General features: G+C 43.8%; 14 protein-coding genes. 11 read left to right on the forward strand and 3 right to left on the reverse strand.

All coding sequences use genetic code 11. From position 1 onward, the window contains the following. Nucleotides 1-98: 98 nt before the first annotated feature. Complete coding sequence (locus tag ACFSTG_RS07545; protein WP_380750478.1) at nucleotides 99-308, reverse strand: hypothetical protein; 210 nt, start codon at nucleotides 306-308, stop codon at nucleotides 99-101. Nucleotides 309-429: 121 nt separating this feature from the next. Continuing rightward, nucleotides 430-1,290: a universal stress protein gene (locus ACFSTG_RS07550; protein ID WP_380750481.1), complete on the reverse strand. Its 861-nt coding sequence runs from the start codon at nucleotides 1,288-1,290 to the stop codon at nucleotides 430-432. Between the two features lie 169 nt (nucleotides 1,291-1,459). Here ACFSTG_RS07550 and rimP point away from each other — a divergent pair, with 169 nt between their 5' ends. The 3 genes from rimP to infB are packed head-to-tail and all read left to right on the forward strand — an operon-like array spanning nucleotide 1,460 to nucleotide 5,969. Continuing rightward, on the forward strand, nucleotides 1,460-1,921 hold the full coding sequence (gene rimP, locus ACFSTG_RS07555) for a ribosome assembly cofactor RimP (RefSeq protein ID WP_380750483.1): 462 nt from the start codon (nucleotides 1,460-1,462) through the stop codon (nucleotides 1,919-1,921). 12 nt (nucleotides 1,922-1,933) lie between these two features. Further along, nucleotides 1,934-3,175 carry a transcription termination factor NusA gene (nusA, locus tag ACFSTG_RS07560; RefSeq protein WP_380750486.1) on the forward strand — a complete coding sequence of 414 codons (1,242 nt, stop codon included), beginning with the start codon at nucleotides 1,934-1,936 and terminating at the stop codon, nucleotides 3,173-3,175. Nucleotides 3,176-3,206: 31 nt separating this feature from the next. After that, the gene (infB, locus tag ACFSTG_RS07565) at nucleotides 3,207-5,969 is read left to right on the forward strand and encodes a translation initiation factor IF-2 (RefSeq protein ID WP_380750489.1); all 2,763 of its coding nucleotides are present in this window, start codon (nucleotides 3,207-3,209) and stop codon (nucleotides 5,967-5,969) included. 100 nt (nucleotides 5,970-6,069) lie between these two features. Here infB and ACFSTG_RS07570 read toward each other — a convergent pair whose 3' ends face one another. After that, nucleotides 6,070-6,453, reverse strand: a complete 384-nt coding sequence (locus ACFSTG_RS07570) for an SPOR domain-containing protein (protein WP_380750492.1) — start codon at nucleotides 6,451-6,453, stop codon at nucleotides 6,070-6,072. Nucleotides 6,454-6,674: 221 nt separating this feature from the next. Between ACFSTG_RS07570 and ACFSTG_RS07575 the strand changes: the two genes are divergently transcribed. From ACFSTG_RS07575 to ACFSTG_RS07610, 8 genes are read left to right on the forward strand one after another with little or no spacing between them, the layout of a single operon-like run. After that, a complete protein-coding gene (locus ACFSTG_RS07575; protein WP_380750822.1) occupies nucleotides 6,675-8,033 on the forward strand; it encodes a c-type cytochrome in 1,359 nt (452 codons plus the stop codon). A 24-nt stretch (nucleotides 8,034-8,057) separates the two neighbouring features. Further along, the gene (locus ACFSTG_RS07580; RefSeq protein ID WP_380750495.1) at nucleotides 8,058-11,138 is read left to right on the forward strand and encodes a TAT-variant-translocated molybdopterin oxidoreductase; all 3,081 of its coding nucleotides are present in this window, start codon (nucleotides 8,058-8,060) and stop codon (nucleotides 11,136-11,138) included. Nucleotides 11,139-11,170: 32 nt separating this feature from the next. Further along, nucleotides 11,171-12,961, forward strand: a complete 1,791-nt coding sequence (gene nrfD, locus ACFSTG_RS07585) for an NrfD/PsrC family molybdoenzyme membrane anchor subunit (RefSeq protein WP_380750498.1) — start codon at nucleotides 11,171-11,173, stop codon at nucleotides 12,959-12,961. Beyond that, nucleotides 12,961-13,488 carry a DUF3341 domain-containing protein gene (locus ACFSTG_RS07590; protein WP_380750501.1) on the forward strand — a complete coding sequence of 176 codons (528 nt, stop codon included), beginning with the start codon at nucleotides 12,961-12,963 and terminating at the stop codon, nucleotides 13,486-13,488. Before nrfD ends, ACFSTG_RS07590 begins: the two co-directional genes overlap by 1 nt. A gap of 5 nt (nucleotides 13,489-13,493) precedes the next feature. After that, nucleotides 13,494-14,168, forward strand: a complete 675-nt coding sequence (locus ACFSTG_RS07595; RefSeq protein ID WP_380750503.1) for a c-type cytochrome — start codon at nucleotides 13,494-13,496, stop codon at nucleotides 14,166-14,168. A gap of 21 nt (nucleotides 14,169-14,189) precedes the next feature. Continuing rightward, a complete protein-coding gene (locus tag ACFSTG_RS07600; RefSeq protein ID WP_380750505.1) occupies nucleotides 14,190-15,584 on the forward strand; it encodes a quinol:cytochrome C oxidoreductase in 1,395 nt (464 codons plus the stop codon). 30 nt (nucleotides 15,585-15,614) lie between these two features. Next, on the forward strand, nucleotides 15,615-16,742 hold the full coding sequence (locus ACFSTG_RS07605; RefSeq protein ID WP_380750508.1) for a cytochrome c oxidase subunit II: 1,128 nt from the start codon (nucleotides 15,615-15,617) through the stop codon (nucleotides 16,740-16,742). A 22-nt stretch (nucleotides 16,743-16,764) separates the two neighbouring features. Then, nucleotides 16,765-18,582, forward strand: coding sequence for a cytochrome c oxidase subunit I (locus ACFSTG_RS07610; RefSeq protein WP_380750511.1), 1,818 nt, complete (start codon nucleotides 16,765-16,767; stop codon nucleotides 18,580-18,582). Nucleotides 18,583-18,597: the final 15 nt, after the last annotated feature.

An 18,597-nucleotide genomic window follows, 5' to 3' on the forward strand; every position in this document is an offset into this window, starting at 1 on the left:
ATCCGGTGAAATTTTCCACCGGATCCCTGATTACAGTCTTACCATTAATTCAACTATCCATCTAACATCTACTCACGGGTGTAAGAGCTGTAATTTTTTTATGCCTCTCCTTCTTCCGTAGAGACATAATCCTTGTCTGCCGGTAAGAGGTTACTTGCCAATTTCGTTACGCCCATGGCGATAAGCACAGCCGTGATGACAAACAAAAGGAATTTGGCCATTAGACTATTTTCCAGTACATCACTGTAGAAGGTCAAAATGATCTCTATTGCCAAAAAGGCCAACTGGAAACTTGCTTTTAAAACCATGGGTGTTTAATTGTCTGTAAATATACTTAGTAGTATAGACAATTGTCATACCCTATTTCACCTTTGACTAAAATTTAACTAGACAAAAAATAAAGGTTAAATAATTTAGGTTAAAGAAATACTAGGGAAATTGTTTCCGAACCTCGGGCTTTTCAAGCTTAAAGGTTATCACGGGGCTGTTAGCGTGGTTCACCAGGTCCTCACTTATACTGCCGTTGAAAAAATGGGTAAGCCCTTTTCTGCCATGAGTAGCTACCCCCACCAGGTCTGCATTGATCTTCTTGGCAAAGTTGAGGATCCCGTGTTCCACAGAGTCATCGTTGTACACATGAAATTCATAATTGGTGAAGGAGAGGCCTTCAAGATATTTTTCAAGGTAAGAATCTGTTTCCTTTGAAGTGATGAATTCATTGGCGGTATTGATATAAAGCAAATGCAGTTTTGCATCCATTAAAGTGGCAAATTCAACTACTTTTTCCAATGTTCTCCTGTTATTGTTGTCAAGATTGGTGGCAAAGACAAAATTGCGTACTTCGAATTCAGGATGCTCGTTCTTGATCACTAAAACAGGGATCTCTGAGGTGCGTACCACCTTTTCTGTATTGGAGCCTACAAACATTTCCTTGAATCCGCTTACGCCTCTTGAACCCATTACAATGAAGTCACATCCATGTTCCCGGCTGGTTTCCATGATGCCGTCAAAGGCACGGTGGAACTCCACGATCTGGTAAATTTTCACACCTTTAAGATAAGGCCTGGAAATGATCTCTGTGAACCTCTTTTTTGCCAGTTTCATAAACCCGAGAGCTTCGGGCAGGTCGCTGGTGCGCGTTCCTCCCACGGGATTTACCATGTCTGCGGGAAGTTCGATCATATGTAATAAATAGATGTCTGCCTGGAACTTATGGGCCAATTGTGCAGCTACCTGCAGGGCGTTTTCGGCGTGTTCGGAAAAGTCGGTCGGGACAAGGATTTTTTTCATGTAGCTTCCGTAATTATATAAGGTTGATTTAGTTATAAAGCTACAAATATTTTTTCATTCAAAATCTTGTTTTCTTTCTACGAAAATATTACTATATTTGCACCGTTGAAGCGAAAAAAAGAACAACGAGGGGACAGAAAGTCCCCTCTTTTTATAGCCGCAATCGGGGATGATTAAAGAAAAAGTAGAAAATTTATTGCAGGAGGCTTTTGAAGAGAATAAATCATTATTTTTAATTGAGCTTAGTATTACCGAGGCCAATCACATCTCTGTAGTGATTGATGGGGATGAAGGTGTGTCTGTAAATGATTGTATTGCCGTTAGCCGCAAAATTGAGCACAATCTTGACCGCGAGGAAGAAGACTTTTCTTTAGATGTAGCCTCAGCGGGTGTTTCAACACCATTGACGTTACCGCGGCAGTACCGTAAAAATATTGGAAGAACATTGGCCGTTACCACTTCTGAAGGTAAAATAGAAGGTGAATTGGTGAAATTTGAAGATGACAGGATCACCCTTCAATGGAAGGCCAGGGAACCAAAACCTGTAGGTAAGGGAAAGGTGACCGTAAATAAGGAAGCTGTGTTGCCTTTAGAGGAAATTAAAGAGGCAAAAGTGATAATAACTTTTTAACAGACAATTGATATGGAAAATATCGCGTTGATAGAATCGTTTTCAGAATTTAAGGATGACAAGCTCATAGACCGTGTCACCCTGATGGCGATTTTGGAAGATGTATTTAGAAATGCTTTGAAAAAGAAGTATGGGGAAGACGATAACTTTGATATTATTGTGAACCCGGACAAAGGGGATCTTGAGATCTGGAGAAACCGCGTTGTAGTGGCCGATGGTGAAGTGGAAGATCCAAACCAGGAGATATCCCTTACTGAAGCAAGAAAGATCGAACCCGATTTCGAGGTGGGGGAAGATGTTTCTGAAGAGGTGAAATTGATTGACCTTGGGCGTCGCTCTATTTTGGCGCTGCGTCAAAACCTTATCTCCAAGATCCACGAACACGATAATACCAATATCTATAAGCAGTTCAAAGAACTGGAAGGAGAGATCTACACCGCAGAGGTACACCACATTCGCCACAGGGCGATCATTCTTCTCGATGATGATGGGAATGAGATCATTTTGCCAAAAGACAGACAGATCCCTTCAGATTTCTTCCGTAAAGGGGAGAACGTGCGCGGAATCATTGAAAGTGTAGAATTAAAAGGAAATAAACCGGCTATTATCATGTCAAGGACTTCTCCTGTATTTTTGGAGAAATTATTTGAACAGGAAATACCTGAGGTTTTCGACGGACTCATTACTGTTAAGAAGGTAGTTAGGATACCGGGAGAAAAAGCAAAGGTAGCCGTAGATTCTTATGATGACCGTATAGACCCTGTTGGGGCCTGTGTGGGAATGAAAGGTTCCAGGATCCACAGTATTGTGAGAGAACTGGGGAATGAGAACATAGATGTTATCAATTATACCAGTAATAACCAGTTATTGATCACCCGTGCCCTTAGTCCGGCCAGGATCACCTCTCTTAAAATAGACGAGGAGAACAAGCGTGCTGAGGTGATGCTGAAACCCGAAGAGGTTTCAAAAGCGATAGGAAGGGGAGGCCATAATATAAGATTGGCAGGACAATTGACAGGTTATGAAATAGATGTCTTTAGAGAAGGCGTTGAAGAAGATGTTGAATTAAGGGAATTTGCAGATGAGATCGAAGATTGGGTTATCGAAGAATTCGCAAAAATAGGGCTTGATACGGCCAAAAGTATCCTTGAACAAGATGTAGATGATCTTGTGAAGCGAACAGATCTTGAGGAAGAAACCATCCGTGATGTGATGAGAGTCCTTAGAGAAGAGTTCGAAGAAGAGAATAATTAGAAATAAAAGAGGATAATTTAGAGGGCAATTTATGGCTGAAGCAAAAACAATGCGATTAAATAAGGTACTACGCGAATTCAATATCTCGCTGGATCGTGCTGTGGAATATTTGAATTCCAAGGGCCACGAGATAGAAGCGCGTCCTACCACTAAAATTTCCGGAGAGATCTATCAGGTGCTTGCTGATGAATTTCAAACTGACAAGAGTAAGAAAGTAGCCTCCAAAGAAGTGGGTGAAGAGAAAAGGAAAGAGAAGGAGGAGATACGACTTGCCAGGGAACGTGAGCTTGAAGAAAAGCGCAAACAGGAAGAACGGCAGGAAGTGATAAGAGGTAAGTCTAACCTGGAAGGCCCAAAACAGGTTGGAAAGATAGATCTTGATAAACCAAAAGCCGAAAAAGAAGAGCCTAAGGAAGCTCCGCAACCCGAAGAGAAGAAAGAGCCTGAACAGCCACAGGCCGAAGCTCCAAAGCCTGCAGAAGCTCCGGAAGTTCCAAAAGCTCCGAAAGCTGAGGAAAAAGAGGAAAAACCCGTTGCAAAAGAAGAGGAGGCTCCGGCCGAAAAACCTGCTGCAAGTGAGGAAAAACCTCAGGAAGTTAAAAAAGAAGAAGAAGAAGAAAAACCCGAAACTCCTCAGGAAGAGGAGTCTTCTACGGTTACCACACAATACAAGAAACTTAGCGGACCCAATTTTACCGGAGAAAAGATCGATCTTTCCCAGTTCAAAAAACCCGTTAAGAAGAAGGACGACAAAAAAGCTGAAGCTGAAAAGGCAAAAAGCAAAAAACGTCGTAAGCGAATAAGTAAAGATGTCAAAGGAGCTCCCGGTTCAACTTCCGGTGGAGCTGCCAAGGCAAGAGGAAAACGTACCCGTCCTGTGACCAAGGAAGAACCAAGCGAAGAAGAAGTTCAGAAGCAGGTTCGCGAAACCCTTGAAAAACTTCAGGGTAAATCGAGTAAAGGTCGTGGGGCCAAATACCGTAAGAGTAAAAGGGATACCCACCGTCAAAGAACCGAAGATGCCCAGCTTGAAGACAGCCACAAGGTATTGAAGGTAACAGAGTTCGTTACGGTGAGTGAAGTTGCCACCATGATGGATGTTCCGGTGACCAAGATCATCTCTGCGTGTATGTCACTTGGTATGATGGTGACCATGAACCAGCGTCTTGATGCTGAAACACTTTCTATCGTTGCAGAGGAATTTGACTATGAAGTTGAATTTGTGACTGCAGATCTAGATGAGCCTAAAGAAGTTGAACCGGAGAACCCGGAAGATCTTGTGCCACGTGCGCCTATCGTGACCGTAATGGGTCACGTTGACCACGGTAAAACATCCTTACTGGATTATGTGCGTAAAGAGAACGTGATCGCAGGTGAAAGTGGGGGGATAACCCAACACATTGGCGCTTATGGTGTGGAACTTGAAGGCGGACAAAAAATAACATTCCTGGATACTCCGGGTCACGAAGCCTTTACGGCGATGCGTGCCAGAGGTGCACAGGTAACTGACCTTGCGATCATTGTGATCGCGGCAGATGATGATGTGATGCCTCAAACCAAAGAGGCGATCTCTCACGCCCAGGCGGCGGGAGTGCCCATTATCTTCGCCATTAACAAATCTGACCTTCCAACCGCGAATCCCGAAAAGATCAAGGAGAAACTTGCCGGTATGAACCTGCTTGTGGAAGACTGGGGAGGTAAGATCCAATCTCAGGATATTTCTGCGAAAACAGGATTAGGAGTGAAGGAACTGCTTGAAAAAGTATTGCTGGAAGCCGAGATTCTTGAACTGAAAGCCAATCCAGATAAACTGGCTACAGGTACAGTGGTAGAAGCTTATCTTGATAAAGGTAGGGGTTATGTCTCTACTATTCTGGTACAGTCGGGGACCCTGAAAGTAGGGGACTATGTATTGGCTGGAAGAAATAGCGGTAAGGTGAAAGCCATGCACGATGAGCGTGGAAAAGAGGTGAAAGAGGCAGGGCCTTCAACACCGGTTTCCATATTAGGACTTGACGGTGCCCCGCAGGCAGGTGATAAGTTCAAGGTGATGCTTGATGAAAGGGAAGCCAAGGACATCGCTGCCAAACGTACGCAGCTGCAAAGAGAGCAGTCGGTACGAACCCAGCGCCACATTACCCTTGACGAGATTGGACGTCGTATCGCCCTTGGAGACTTTAAGGAACTTAACATTATCCTTAAAGGTGATGTGGATGGTTCTGTGGAAGCACTTACAGACAGTTTCCAGAAATTGTCTACAGAAGAGATACAGGTAAATATTATTCATAAAGGCGTAGGTGCGATAACAGAAAGTGATGTGTTGCTGGCTTCAGCTTCAGATGCGATCATTATTGGATTTAACGTAAGACCACAGGGTAACGCCAGGCAGGTTGCTGAAAAAGAAGAGATCGATATCAGAACTTATTCGATCATCTACGATGCGATCAATGATCTTAAAGATGCGATGGAGGGAATGCTTTCTCCTGAAATGAAAGAAGAGATCACCGGTAACGCAGAGATAAGAGAGATCTTTAAAGTTTCTAAGATTGGTACTATTGCCGGTTGTATGGTTACAGACGGTAAGATCTACAGGAACTCACAGATAAGGCTTATTCGTGACGGAGTGGTGGTTTACACAGGTTTACTTGCTTCCCTTAAACGATTCAAGGATGACGTGAAGGAAGTATCCAAAGGATATGACTGTGGATTACAGATCAAGAACTACAATGATATTAAAGAAGGTGACGTAGTAGAAGCCTTCCAGGAAGTAGCCGTGAAGAAAAAGCTGAAATAGGTTATCTTAATTATAACAACCAAAAAAGGGATGCATTTGCATCCCTTTTTTTATTCCTTTTTTCCTGTGACAACGCCACATTGATCGGCAAGGCTCGTTGTTATTTCTTCTCTGGCCTGAACCTGAAAGCTGCCGGGAATGTTTTTTTGATCTCCAGTAAAGCCCTGTCTGCTTCAAGGCTGTTCCTGAAATTACCTACCCACACCTTATAATTGGGGGTTTCATACACGATGGTTGAGGACCATTGTGGATATAATGCACGGTATTCTTTTATGACCGTGCTGGCCTTGTTGTTGTCTCCAGAGAATAACTGTATGCGATACCGGTCTGCAATGCGGCTTTCGTTCACCATTTCAGTTTTTAAGGCCAGTAATTTGGGTATCATTTCGTCCTGTTTGATGGTAACCCTTCCTTCCTGAGCATTGCTGAATAAACTGAATCCAAATAGACAGGCTGCTGTGAATATAAAACTTCTTTTTTTCAACGGTTTACTTTTTAATTTTCTGAAGAACAAATGTATAACTTAATCAGTTAAATTGGGCAGAAGAACTTATTTAGAACAGTTATAAATTATTCTCCCGCCTTCTATAATCGAGTTTAAGTATTACTTTTGTCGGTAAATTTTCCGGTACCTAAAACTGATAAAAATCACATATTTTGTCAATAAAAAACCGTACCAAACAAGACGTTAATTCAACTTATAATATGAAAAAGGTGAAATACCGCCCTTCAGTCGCTCGAATGCTATTTCTTAGTGTATCCTTCTTTTTGTCCTTTAATGCACTTGTTCTGGCTCAGGATAACCCCGAAGATCAGGCCGTTGTACAGGAAACTGTGCAGGGGGCTCAGGAATCAAATGTGGAGGCCGAGCCTTCTGGAGGTGATGCCGCAGCCGGTAAAGAGCTCTTCAATACTTTATGTGCTGCCTGTCATAAGCTTGACGGTAATTCAATTGGTCCCCCGTTACGTGGTGTCAATGAAAGAAGGGATGTTGACTGGTTGCACAGTTGGATAAGGAACAGTTCAGAATTGATCGCCGCAGGTGATGAAGAGGCTGTGGCCATCTACAATGAATACAACCAGGTGGCTATGCCTCCTTTCCCGCAATTAAGCGATGCAGATATAGATAACATTCTTGCCTACACCGGGCAGCCAAAAGCTGTGCCGCAGGAAAAGCAACCGGGTGACGCCGCTGCAGGTACACAAGGAGGTGGCCAGGGAGGAATTTCCACAGATATCCTGCTGGGGATCCTTGCCTTCGTTTTATTGATGTTATTGGTGATCCTGTTCCTTGTGAACAGAACCCTTAGAAGATTTGCAACTGCCAGTGGAGTTGAACTGCCGGTAAGGGAAAAAAGGAAACCAATCTGGAAATCATTTGTGGAGAACCAGTTCCTGGTGATCACCACGGCTATTGTCCTGATGCTGGTGGGTGCCTATTTCGTTTACGGCTATTTTATGCAGGTAGGTGTTGATCAGGGGTACCAGCCTATTCAGCCAATACATTTCTCTCATAAGATACATGCGGGAGACAACCAGATCGATTGTAAATTCTGTCACTCTTCTGCCAGGGTTTCCAAGACTTCAGGTATCCCTTCGCTTAATGTTTGTATGAATTGTCATAAATCTATCGGTGAAGTTGCTGAAGGTACTGCTACAGATGAATATTCTAAAGAATTCTATGATGGGGAGATCGCAAAACTATATAACGCTGTGGGTTGGGACCCGGAAACCCAATCTTACACGGGTGAGACCGAGCCTGTGAAGTGGGTGAGGATACACAACCTTCCTGATTTCGCATATTTCAACCACTCCCAACACGTGGAAGTGGGCGGTATTGCCTGTCAAACCTGTCACGGTCCTGTAGAAGAGATGGAGATCATGTACCAAAATGCTCCTCTTACCATGGGATGGTGTATTACCTGTCACCGCGAGACCAATGTGAGAACAGCGGGGAACGAATACTATGAAAAAGTTCATGAGGAACTTTCCAAGAAATACGGGGTTGAAGAATTAACAGTAGCCCAGATGGGCGGATTAGAGTGTGCTAAATGCCACTATTAATAAATTAGAAGAAATATTTTATATATGTCATCAAACAAAAAATACTGGCAAAATGCTGAAGATCTCAAAGCATCCAGCTCTATTGTTGAGGCGCACCGTCAGAATGAGTTTGTAGAGGAAATACCTACAGATGAGTTCCTAGGTGATAAAGAATCTCTTGAGAATTCGACTACCTCTCGCCGGGATTTCCTGAAATATGTTGGATTCAGTACCGCAGCTGCATCTCTGGCAGCCTGTGAAGGTCCTGTGATCAAATCAATACCCTATGTAGTGCAGCCGGAAAGGATCGTTCCCGGGGTAGCAAATTACTACGCTACTACCATGGCAGATGGGTTCGATTTCGCGGGGGTGCTGGTGAAGACCCGGGAGGGTAGACCAATTAAGATCGAGTATAATACCATGGCCGGTACAGGAGCGAACGCACGTGTTCATGCTTCTGTTTTGTCATTATATGATAATAAAAGATTGCAACGTCCGGTTGCTAACGGGGAAGTGGTTTCCTGGGAGCAGTTTGACAAAGAGGTGAAAGAGAAGCTTAATAATGTGTCCGGGGAGATCGTTTTACTGACCCAGACTTTTGCAAGCCCTTCGACTTCCAGATTGATCAATGAATTTTCCCAGAAGTACGGTAACGTAAGACATGTAGTCTATGATGCCGTTTCAGAAGATGCTGCTCTTGATGCTTTTCAGGCAAGATATGGAACCCGTGCATTGCCAAATTATGATTTTTCAAAAGCAGAGACCATAGTCTCAATTGGAGCAGATTTCCTTGGTGACTGGGCCGGTGGTGGTTATGATGCCGCTTATGCTAAAGGTCGTGTCCCGCAGGATGGAAAAATGTCCAGACATATACAGTTTGAATCAAACCTTTCTCTTTCCGGAGCAAATGCAGATAAAAGAGTTCCTGTAACGCCTTCACAGCAAAGAATGGTCCTTGCGGCCTTGCATGGAGCTATTACCGGAGGTTCTTCTTCGGGTAACCTGCCGGAACATGTTAATGAAGCTGTGGTAAGTGCAGCAAGACAACTGAGAAAATCGGGAGGAAGAGCGGTTGTTATAACCGGAATTCCAGATACAGATGCTCAGTCTCTGGTTCTCTCTATCAACGAGACCCTTGGAAGCCAGGTAATGAATACCTCAAATCCAAGAATGCTAAGGCAGGGAAATGTTGCTGAAGTCAAAAAACTGGTTGCAGATATGAACGCCGGAAGCGTAGGCGCTCTTATTATGGCCGGTGTGAACCCTGCGTATAGTCTTCCTTTTGCTGAAGAATTCGTTGAGGGGATCAAAAAAGTTGACCTTTCGGTAACCTTTTCCATGAAGAAAGATGAAACCGCTTTACTGTCTAACTACATAGCAGCCGCTCCTCATTACCTTGAGAGCTGGGGCGATATACAATTTACAAAACAAACCTACGGACTGATGCAGCCTACTATCAAAGCTTTGTTTGATACAAGCCAGTTCCAGGATGCATTATTAAGATGGTCAGATAACTCTACCTCTTATTATGAATATTTAAAAGAAACGTGGGCCGGTTCCCTTGGGAACTCTTCCTGGAATGATGCTTTGCACGACGGATACTTTGAAGGTTCTGAACCTGCAGGTGCTGCTTCAATAGCCGGTACGGGCGCTGCTGCCGTTTCTGTGAACAATGATGCAACTGCCGCAAGGAGCCTTGCCGGTGGGGCAGGTGAAGGTCTTGAGCTGGAACTCTATACGTCAACTGCGATGGGTAGCGGTAACCAGGCTAACAACCCCTGGCTACAGGAGATGCCAGACCCTATCACTCGCGCATCATGGGATAACTATCTCAAGATCTCGAAAGCAGATGCAGAGGCTCTTGGCCTTGTTAATGAACATGTGTCTAACGGGGCGCTCAACGGGAGTTATGTGAACCTTAAAGTGGGGGATACCGTTCTTGAAAAAGTGCCGGTATTCATTCAGCCGGGACAGGCCAAAGGTGCTGTTGCGCTTGCCCTGGGATATGGTAAGAAAGAAGGTGTTCAGCGTGAGATGCAGGTTGGGGTTAACGCCTTCCCGCTCTACAAGGATTTCAAAACCTTCCAGAATGTAACTATTGAGAAAGCTGGTGGGATCCATGAATTTGCCTGTTTGCAGTTACATACTACCCTTATGGGGAGAAATGATATTATAAAAGAAACTACTCTTGAGATCTTTAATACAAAAGATGTTCATGTGTGGAATGAAATGCCTCAGGTTTCCCTTAATCACGTGGAAACTCCGGTAACTTCACCAGATGTTGACCTTTGGGATGGATTTGACCGTTCAACTGGTCATCATTTCAATATGTCTATTGATCTTAATGCCTGTACAGGATGTGGTGCCTGTGTGATCGCGTGTCATGCAGAGAATAACGTTCCTGTTGTAGGTAAGGAAGAAGTGCGAAAGTACAGGGATATGCACTGGTTGCGTATTGACCGTTACTATTCTTCTGAAGATACTTTCCAGGCTGATGTGGAGAAGAAGGAAAACATGTCTGGCCTTGGGGATTCACTCTCCCAGTTCGGGGAAATGGAAGTTGCGGCAGATAACCCGCAGGTTGTATTCCAGCTTGTAATGTGCCAGCACTGTAATCACGCTCCCTGTGAAACGGTTTGTCCTGTTGCGGCAACCATGCACGGGCGCCAGGGTCAAAACCAGATGGTGTACAACCGCTGCGTAGGTACTCGTTACTGCGCGAACAACTGCCCATATAAGGTTAGAAGGTTCAACTGGTTCCTGTACAACAAGAATGACGAGTTTGATTACCACATGAACAATGATCTTGGGCGTATGGTATTGAACCCCGATGTTACTGTAAGGTCCCGTGGGGTTATGGAGAAATGTTCTATGTGTATCCAGAAAACCCAAAAGACCATTCTTGATGCCAAGAGAGAAGGAAGGGCTATTGAAGATGGGGAATTCCAGACCGCATGTTCTTTGGCATGTGATAAAGGCGCTATTGTTTTTGGAGATGTGAATGATGAAGAAAGCGTTATCTATCAGAAGAAAGAGGATGACAGGATGTATCACCTGCTTGAGTACCTGGGGACAAAACCAAACGTGATGTACCAGACCAAGGTGAGAAATACATCTGAAGCTTAATAAACTATTAAAGAATCAATTATAAAAAGCATATGTCTCATTACGAAGCACCTATACGAAAGCCTTTAGTAACCGGCGATAAGACCTATCACGATGTGACTGTTGATGTGGCTGCCCCGGTTGAAGGAAGGGCCAATAAATCATGGTGGATTGTTTTTTCCATTGCGCTTGTAGCTTTTCTTTGGGGGTTAGGTTGTATTATTTATACGGTTTCCGTAGGTATTGGTACCTGGGGATTGAACAGGACCGTAGGATGGGCCTGGGATATTACCAACTTTGTTTGGTGGGTAGGTATTGGTCACGCTGGAACCCTGATCTCGGCTGTATTACTTCTGTTCCGTCAAAAATGGAGAATGGCGATCAACAGGTCTGCAGAGGCCATGACGATCTTCTCGGTAGTACAGGCAGGATTGTTCCCAATTATTCACATGGGGCGTCCCTGGTTGGCTTACTGGGTTCTTCCAATCCCTAACCAGTTCGGCTCCCTTTGGGTGAACTTCAACTCCCCGCTTCTTTGGGATGTATTCGCGATCTCCACTTATCTTTCTGTTTCCCTGGTTTTCTGGTGGACAGGTCTTTTGCCTGACTTCGCGATGATTCGTGACAGGGCTGTTAAACCTTTTCAGAAACATATTTACGGGATCCTTAGTTTTGGATGGAGTGGCCGTGCCAAAGACTGGCAACGTTTTGAGGAAGTTTCTCTTGTGCTTGCAGGATTGGCGACACCGCTTGTACTTTCTGTACACACCATTGTATCCTTTGACTTTGCTACCTCGGTTATTCCGGGATGGCACACTACCATCTTCCCTCCATATTTTGTGGCCGGGGCGATCTTCTCAGGATTTGCGATGGTGAACACCCTTCTTATTATTATGAGAAAGGTTTCCAATCTTGAAGATTATATTACTATACAACACATCGAATTGATGAACATCGTGATCATGATTACGGGGTCTATCGTGGGTGTGGCATATATTACTGAATTGTTCATGGCATGGTACTCCGGTGTAGAATATGAGCAGTACGCATTCCTTAACAGGGCTACAGGACCTTACTGGTGGGCCTACTGGTCAATGATGACCTTTAACGTATTCTCCCCACAGTTCATGTGGTTCAAGAAATTGCGTACCAGTATCATGTTCTCTTTCTTTATCTCGATCGTCGTGAACATAGGAATGTGGTTTGAGCGTTTCGTGATCATTGTAACCTCACTCCACCGTGATTACCTTCCGTCTTCATGGACCATGTTCTCACCAACCTTTGTAGATATAGGGATCTTTATTGGAACTATAGGATTCTTCTTTGTACTCTTCCTTCTTTATGCACGTACCTTCCCGGTAATTGCGCAGGCAGAGGTGAAGACCATCCTGAAATCTTCGGGAGAGAGATACAAGATTTTACGTGAAGAACACGGGGACCATGTAGACCATACCAATACCATTGTGAGAGAGCCCGTGGCAAATGTAGAAGGAGGCTGGATCAAAGCCCATGAACATGAAGCCAGAAAGGAACATGAGCCAACCACGCATACAGAAAGTCTTACAGATTCTGAGATCGATAAAGACAGGATTGATGAAATGTTGCACAGGATAGGGATCTTTGATCCTGCAACACAATCGGCAGATGACCTTCAGAAACTTAACGGGGTTGGACCGGTAATGGAACAGAAGCTACACCAGGTTGGTATCTATACCTTTGACCAGGTAGGCAGGCTGGCAGAAGAAGATTATGTATTGCTTGACAGGGTGATCGATAATTTCCCTATCGAAGAGAATCGCGGAGATTGGAACCTGCAGGCAAATGAACTTAAAAACAAACGATAATGGCATCTAAAGTTATACACGCACTTTATACCGATGATGACTTGCTTTTACAGGCTGTAAGGCAAGTTAGGGACGCCCGTTACAGTATCAGGGAAATCTATACACCTTTTCCCGTACACGGACTTGATAAGGCAATGGGTCTTGCACCAACAAGGCTGGCCGTAACCTCCTTCATCTATGGGATCATTGGTCTCCTGGTATCTATAGCCATGATGAACTTTATCATGATAGAAGACTGGCCAATGGATATTGGTGGGAAACCAAGTTTCAGTTTCCTTCAGAATATGCCCGCCTTTGTGCCAATTATGTTTGAATTAACAGTATTCTTTGCGGCTCACCTGATGGTTTTCACCTTCTTCATGAGGAGTAAGTTGTGGCCTTTCAAAAAAGCAGAGAACCCTGATATAAGGACCACAGATGACCATTTTCTTATGGAAGTGATGGTAGCCAACCATAATACAGAAGACCTTACAGATTTCTTGTTCAAAACGGGTGCTTCTGAAATTAAATTAATTGATAACAAATAAACCACATGAAAAGTTTATTTAGAAACTCCATATTTTTCATTCTGGCACTAAGCGCTGTTTCATGTTTTGACAGCTCCAGGCCAAACTACCAGTACATGCCTAATATGCAGGAACCGGTATCTTATGAACCTTATGGGGCATACGATGTCTTTGTGAACCAGCAGGAAGCCAAATTACCTGTGGAAGGAACCATTCCACGCGGGTGGGAACCTTATGACTATGAGAATAACCCCGATGGTTTTTCAACAGCAAAAACCGAACTTCAAAACCCCCTTCCTTATACTGAAGAGAATTTAAATAAAGGAAAAGCATTATATACTATCTACTGTGCAGTTTGCCATGGAGATCAGGGAGACGGAAAAGGGATCCTGGTACAGAATGAAAAGATCCTGGGTATCCCGCGTTATGACGATGCGGGAAGAGCGATCACAGAAGGTGGTGTTTATCACGTACAGTACTACGGTCTCAATGCTATGGGATCATATGCTTCCCAGACCTCTATTGAAGAAAGATGGTTGATCACCCACTACGTGATGAAACTTAAGAATGATCTGGAAGGTGGAGCTGAAAGGGAATTTGAGACTGAAGAAGATCTTATTCCTGCTGTGAACGCAGATAAACAGATGGAGTCTAAAGAAACTTCAACTACCGGAGAAGAGGAAAATCAAATCGAAGAATAACAGCATTTAGATATATTTAATATGTACACGCTATCCAGTAAATTAAAATTGTTTTCTATCATTCTTATGGTAGTAGGTCTGTTAGGCTTGGTCTACGGATTTATTGCCGCACCTTCCACTATTGAAGATGTAAGGGAAATAGTCGCTTCTCACGATGACCATAGTAGTGCCGTTGAGATGCCTCTTCCCGGCCAAACCGAGGATGAATTGGAAGATGATGCACAAGGATTTGATCTGGTTCTTTCAGAGCACGAGGTTGAAACTCAAAGGATGGATGAAGAATCCCATACCTTGGCTGAGGAGGAAGAATTGGTTCACCTGGAGCATATTTTACACCAGTTACAAAACAAACCATGGGCAGCTGTATTTGTTGCAGCCTTCTTTTTCTTTATGATCGCGCTGGGGACACTGGCCTTTTATGCGGTGCAGTATGCCGCCCAGGCAGGATGGTCACCTGTTTTGTTCAGGGTGATGGAAGGGATAACAGGCTACCTGCTGCCGGGAAGTATCATTATGTTCCTTCTGTTGGTACTTTCAGGTTTACACTTAAACCATATGTTCGTATGGATGGATGCCGAAGTAGTTGCCGATGATGAAATTATCCAGAACAAATCAGGATACCTTAACGTTACCTTTTTCCTTATAAGGGCTGCGATATATATCGCCGGCTGGAATCTTTTCAGGTACCTTATGAGAAGGAATTCACACAGACAGGATGAGGCTACAGATAATGTTTGGTACAAAAAGAACTTTAAACTTGCTGCAGGATTCCTGGTGTTCTTTATGGTAACAGAATCCATGATGTCATGGGACTGGATCATGAGTCTTGATCCACACTGGTTCAGTACTCTCTTTGGATGGTATGTGTTCTCCAGTATGTTCGTTTCTGCCATTACGGTGATCGCACTGGTTACGATTTATCTTAAATCCCGCGGTTTCCTTCCTTTCGTGAACAACAGCCATATTCATGATCTTGCAAAGTTCATGTTTGGACTTAGTATCTTCTGGACCTACCTTTGGTTCTCCCAGTTCATGTTGATCTGGTACTCCAATATTCCCGAAGAGGTTACTTATTTCGTTTCAAGAATTGAAGATTATGGTCTTGTTTTCTTCGGAATGGCAGCCCTAAACTTTATATTTCCGCTCCTGTTATTAATGAACAGTGACTTTAAACGTGTGAACTGGTTTGTGGTAATGACCGGAATCATTATATTGATTGGCCACTACCTGGATGTGTATGTGATGGTAATGCCTGCAACGGTAGGGGAGTCCTGGTTTATTGGAATTCCTGAACTAAGTGCTTTAGCATTCTTTGGCGGATTGTTTATTTTTGTGGTGTTCAATTCATTGACAAAAGCTCCGTTATTGGTTAAGAGGAATCCGTTTAGAAAAGAAAGTGAGCATTATCACTATTAATTAAAGATTGTTTAAAGAAGAAATTAGAAAATGACTGTATTTTTAATAATCATAGTAGTAGCGCTTTTTGCGATCACCATTTGGCAGCTAACAAGGATATTCCAGTTGTCAAGGACCGGCGTTGATGTGGACTCTTCACAGATCGCAAGTGACAAGGATAACAGGACTCAGGGTAACCTGATGCTTGCCTTTGGTATTGCTTTCTACCTCTTCATGCTTTACAATTTCTGGTTTTTTGGGGACAGGGCATTACCTGCCGCCGCCTCAGAACATGGTGCAGATTATGACAACCTGTTATTGATCACCATGGCCGTGATCATGTTCGTACAGGTGATCACCCAGGGGCTTCTGCATTGGTTCGCCTTTAAATACAAAGGAAAGAAAGGAACAAAAGCCCTTTTCTTTGCCGATAATGATAAACTGGAATTTGTATGGACCATCATCCCGGTGATCGTACTTGCAGGTTTGATCATCTATGGGCTGTTTACCTGGAGCGATATTATGGATGTCGATGAGGAAGATGACCCTATCGTGATCGAACTTTATGCAAAACAGTTTAGCTGGCAGGCAAGATATGCTGGAAAGGATAATGTACTTGGAAAAGCCAATATTAGATTTATAGAAGGAGCAAATACTATGGGTGTTGATGGTAGTGATGCCTATGCCCATGATGATGTGATTACCACAGAGCTTCACCTTCCGGTAGATCGCCCTGTTTTATTCAAAATGAGATCTCAGGATGTATTGCATTCTGCCTACTTCCCGCACTTCAGGGCCCAGATGAACGTGGTTCCCGGTATGATCACCCAATTCTCTTTCACTCCTACGGTTACTTCCGCAGAGATACGTGAAACAGAATACATGAGAGACAAAGTGGCCAGGATCAACGAGATAAGAAAAGAGAACAGCAAAGTGCTTGTGGCGGCCGGCGAAGAAGGTCTGGATGAGTATAAGCAGTTTGAATATTACCTGTTATGCAACAAGATATGTGGAGTTGCACATTATAATATGCAAATGAAGATCGTGGTTGAAACCCAGGAAGAGTTTGATGCCTGGATGGCAGAACAACAGGAATTCATAGATACATATGAACCGGTTGATGGACAGACTGCATCTTTAAAGGACGATGCTGCAGATTTAGCGCAGGTAGAAAATTAATTAAAGTAAAGATTAAGAAAATATGTCAGCAGTAGGACACGCACAGGTTAATGATCACGCTCATGATGACCATCACCATGAGGGTAATTTCTTTACGAAGTATATATTCAGCATGGACCATAAGGTAATTGCCAAGCAATACCTTTTTACCGCTCTGTTTATGGGAATCATTGGGATAGCAATGTCTGTCTTCTTCCGTATGCAGATCGCATGGCCTGCCGAATCATTTAAGATATTTGAGATGTTTCTTGGGAAATGGGCTCCCGGTGGAGTAATGAGCCCCGAGATCTACCTTGCATTGGTGACCATTCACGGTACCATTATGGTATTCTTTGTTCTTACCCAGGGATTGAGTGGTACTTTTAGTAACCTTCTTATTCCGCTTCAAATTGGGGCCAGGGATATGGCATCAGGATTCATGAACATGCTTTCTTACTGGCTGTTCTTCCTTTCCTGTATCATTATGCTGGGATCCCTGTTCGTAGAAGCAGGACCTGCATCTGCAGGATGGACAATTTATCCTCCATTGAGTGCTTTGCCACAAGCTATTGGAGGTTCAGGAATGGGGATGACGCTTTGGCTGGTTTCTATGGCGATCTTTATCGCTTCCTCACTTTTGGGATCGTTAAACTATATCGTAACGGTGATCAACCTTAGAACAAAGGGGATGTCTATGACACGTTTACCGCTAACTATCTGGGCCCTTTTTGTAACTGCTATTATCGGGGTGGTTTCTTTCCCGGTTCTTCTTTCTGCAGCTTTGATGTTGATCATGGACAGAAGTTTTGGTACTTCTTTCTTCCTGAGTGATATTTACCTTAAAGGAGAAGTATTGCATTATCAGGGAGGATCACCTGTATTATTTGAACACCTTTTCTGGTTCCTTGGTCACCCTGAAGTATATATCGTGATCCTTCCGGCGATGGGAATCGCGTCTGAGATCCTGGCAACCAACTCCAGAAAACCTATTTTTGGATACCGTGCGATGATCGCTTCCATTCTGGGGATAGCATTCTTATCTACCATTGTTTGGGGTCACCACATGTTCGTATCTGGTATGAACCCGTTCCTGGGATCAGTATTTACCTTTACCACCTTATTGATCGCCATCCCTTCCGCAGTAAAAGCGTTTAACTGGATCACCACTATCTGGAAAGGTAACCTGCAAATGAACCCTGCCATGCTGTTCTCGATTGGTTTCGTTTCCACTTTCATTACAGGAGGTTTGACGGGGCTTGTACTGGGAGACAGTACCCTGGATATAAATGTGCATGACACTTATTTCGTGGTAGCTCACTTCCACCTGGTAATGGGTATCTCAGCTCTGTACGGTATGTTCGCCGGTATTTATCACTGGTTCCCAAAAATGTTCGGAAGAATGATGAACAAGAACCTGGGATATGTGCATTTCTGGATCACTATTATTGGAGCTTATGGGGTTTTCTTCCCTATGCACTTTGTGGGAATGGCCGGTCTGCCAAGACGATATTATGACAACACCGCCTTCCCGTACTTTGATGACCTGTTGGAGATCAACGTTTTGATCACTGTTTTTGCCATCATAACAGCACTTGTACAGCTTGTATTCCTTTGCAACTTCATCTATTCGATCGTTGCAGGGAAAAAAGCGACAGCAAACCCATGGAAATCCAACTCCCTGGAGTGGACTACCCCGGTAGAGCCAATTCACGGGAACTGGCCGGGAGAACTTCCAACTGTTTATCGTTGGCCTTATGACTACAGTAAAACAAATGAGAATGGGGAATATGTGATCCCGGGACAGGACTTTGCGCCGCAAACGGTACCCCTTCAAAAAGATGAAGAGGAATTGAACCACTAAGATCTCATTCCTGAA

Source organism: Salinimicrobium flavum (genome assembly GCF_042684505.1).
Classification (GTDB): Bacteria; Bacteroidota; Bacteroidia; order Flavobacteriales; family Flavobacteriaceae; genus Salinimicrobium; species Salinimicrobium flavum.

Excerpts from the sequence above, each read along its gene's own strand:
- rimP (WP_380750483.1), top strand. The coding sequence starts at position 1,460 with ATGATTAAAGAAAAAGTAGAAAATTTATTGCAGGAGGCTTTTGAAGAG.
- ACFSTG_RS07580 (WP_380750495.1), top strand. The coding sequence starts at position 8,058 with ATGTCATCAAACAAAAAATACTGGCAAAATGCTGAAGATCTCAAAGCA.
- ACFSTG_RS07605 (WP_380750508.1), top strand. The coding sequence starts at position 15,615 with ATGACTGTATTTTTAATAATCATAGTAGTAGCGCTTTTTGCGATCACC.
- ACFSTG_RS07610 (WP_380750511.1), top strand. The coding sequence starts at position 16,765 with ATGTCAGCAGTAGGACACGCACAGGTTAATGATCACGCTCATGATGAC.
- ACFSTG_RS07590 (WP_380750501.1), top strand. The coding sequence starts at position 12,961 with ATGGCATCTAAAGTTATACACGCACTTTATACCGATGATGACTTGCTT.
- nrfD (WP_380750498.1), top strand. The coding sequence starts at position 11,171 with ATGTCTCATTACGAAGCACCTATACGAAAGCCTTTAGTAACCGGCGAT.
- ACFSTG_RS07595 (WP_380750503.1), top strand. The coding sequence starts at position 13,494 with ATGAAAAGTTTATTTAGAAACTCCATATTTTTCATTCTGGCACTAAGC.
- ACFSTG_RS07550 (WP_380750481.1), bottom strand. The coding sequence starts at position 1,290 with ATGAAAAAAATCCTTGTCCCGACCGACTTTTCCGAACACGCCGAAAAC.
- ACFSTG_RS07545 (WP_380750478.1), bottom strand. The coding sequence starts at position 308 with ATGGTTTTAAAAGCAAGTTTCCAGTTGGCCTTTTTGGCAATAGAGATC.
- nusA (WP_380750486.1), top strand. The coding sequence starts at position 1,934 with ATGGAAAATATCGCGTTGATAGAATCGTTTTCAGAATTTAAGGATGAC.
- ACFSTG_RS07575 (WP_380750822.1), top strand. The coding sequence starts at position 6,675 with ATGAAAAAGGTGAAATACCGCCCTTCAGTCGCTCGAATGCTATTTCTT.
- infB (WP_380750489.1), top strand. The coding sequence starts at position 3,207 with ATGGCTGAAGCAAAAACAATGCGATTAAATAAGGTACTACGCGAATTC.
- ACFSTG_RS07600 (WP_380750505.1), top strand. The coding sequence starts at position 14,190 with ATGTACACGCTATCCAGTAAATTAAAATTGTTTTCTATCATTCTTATG.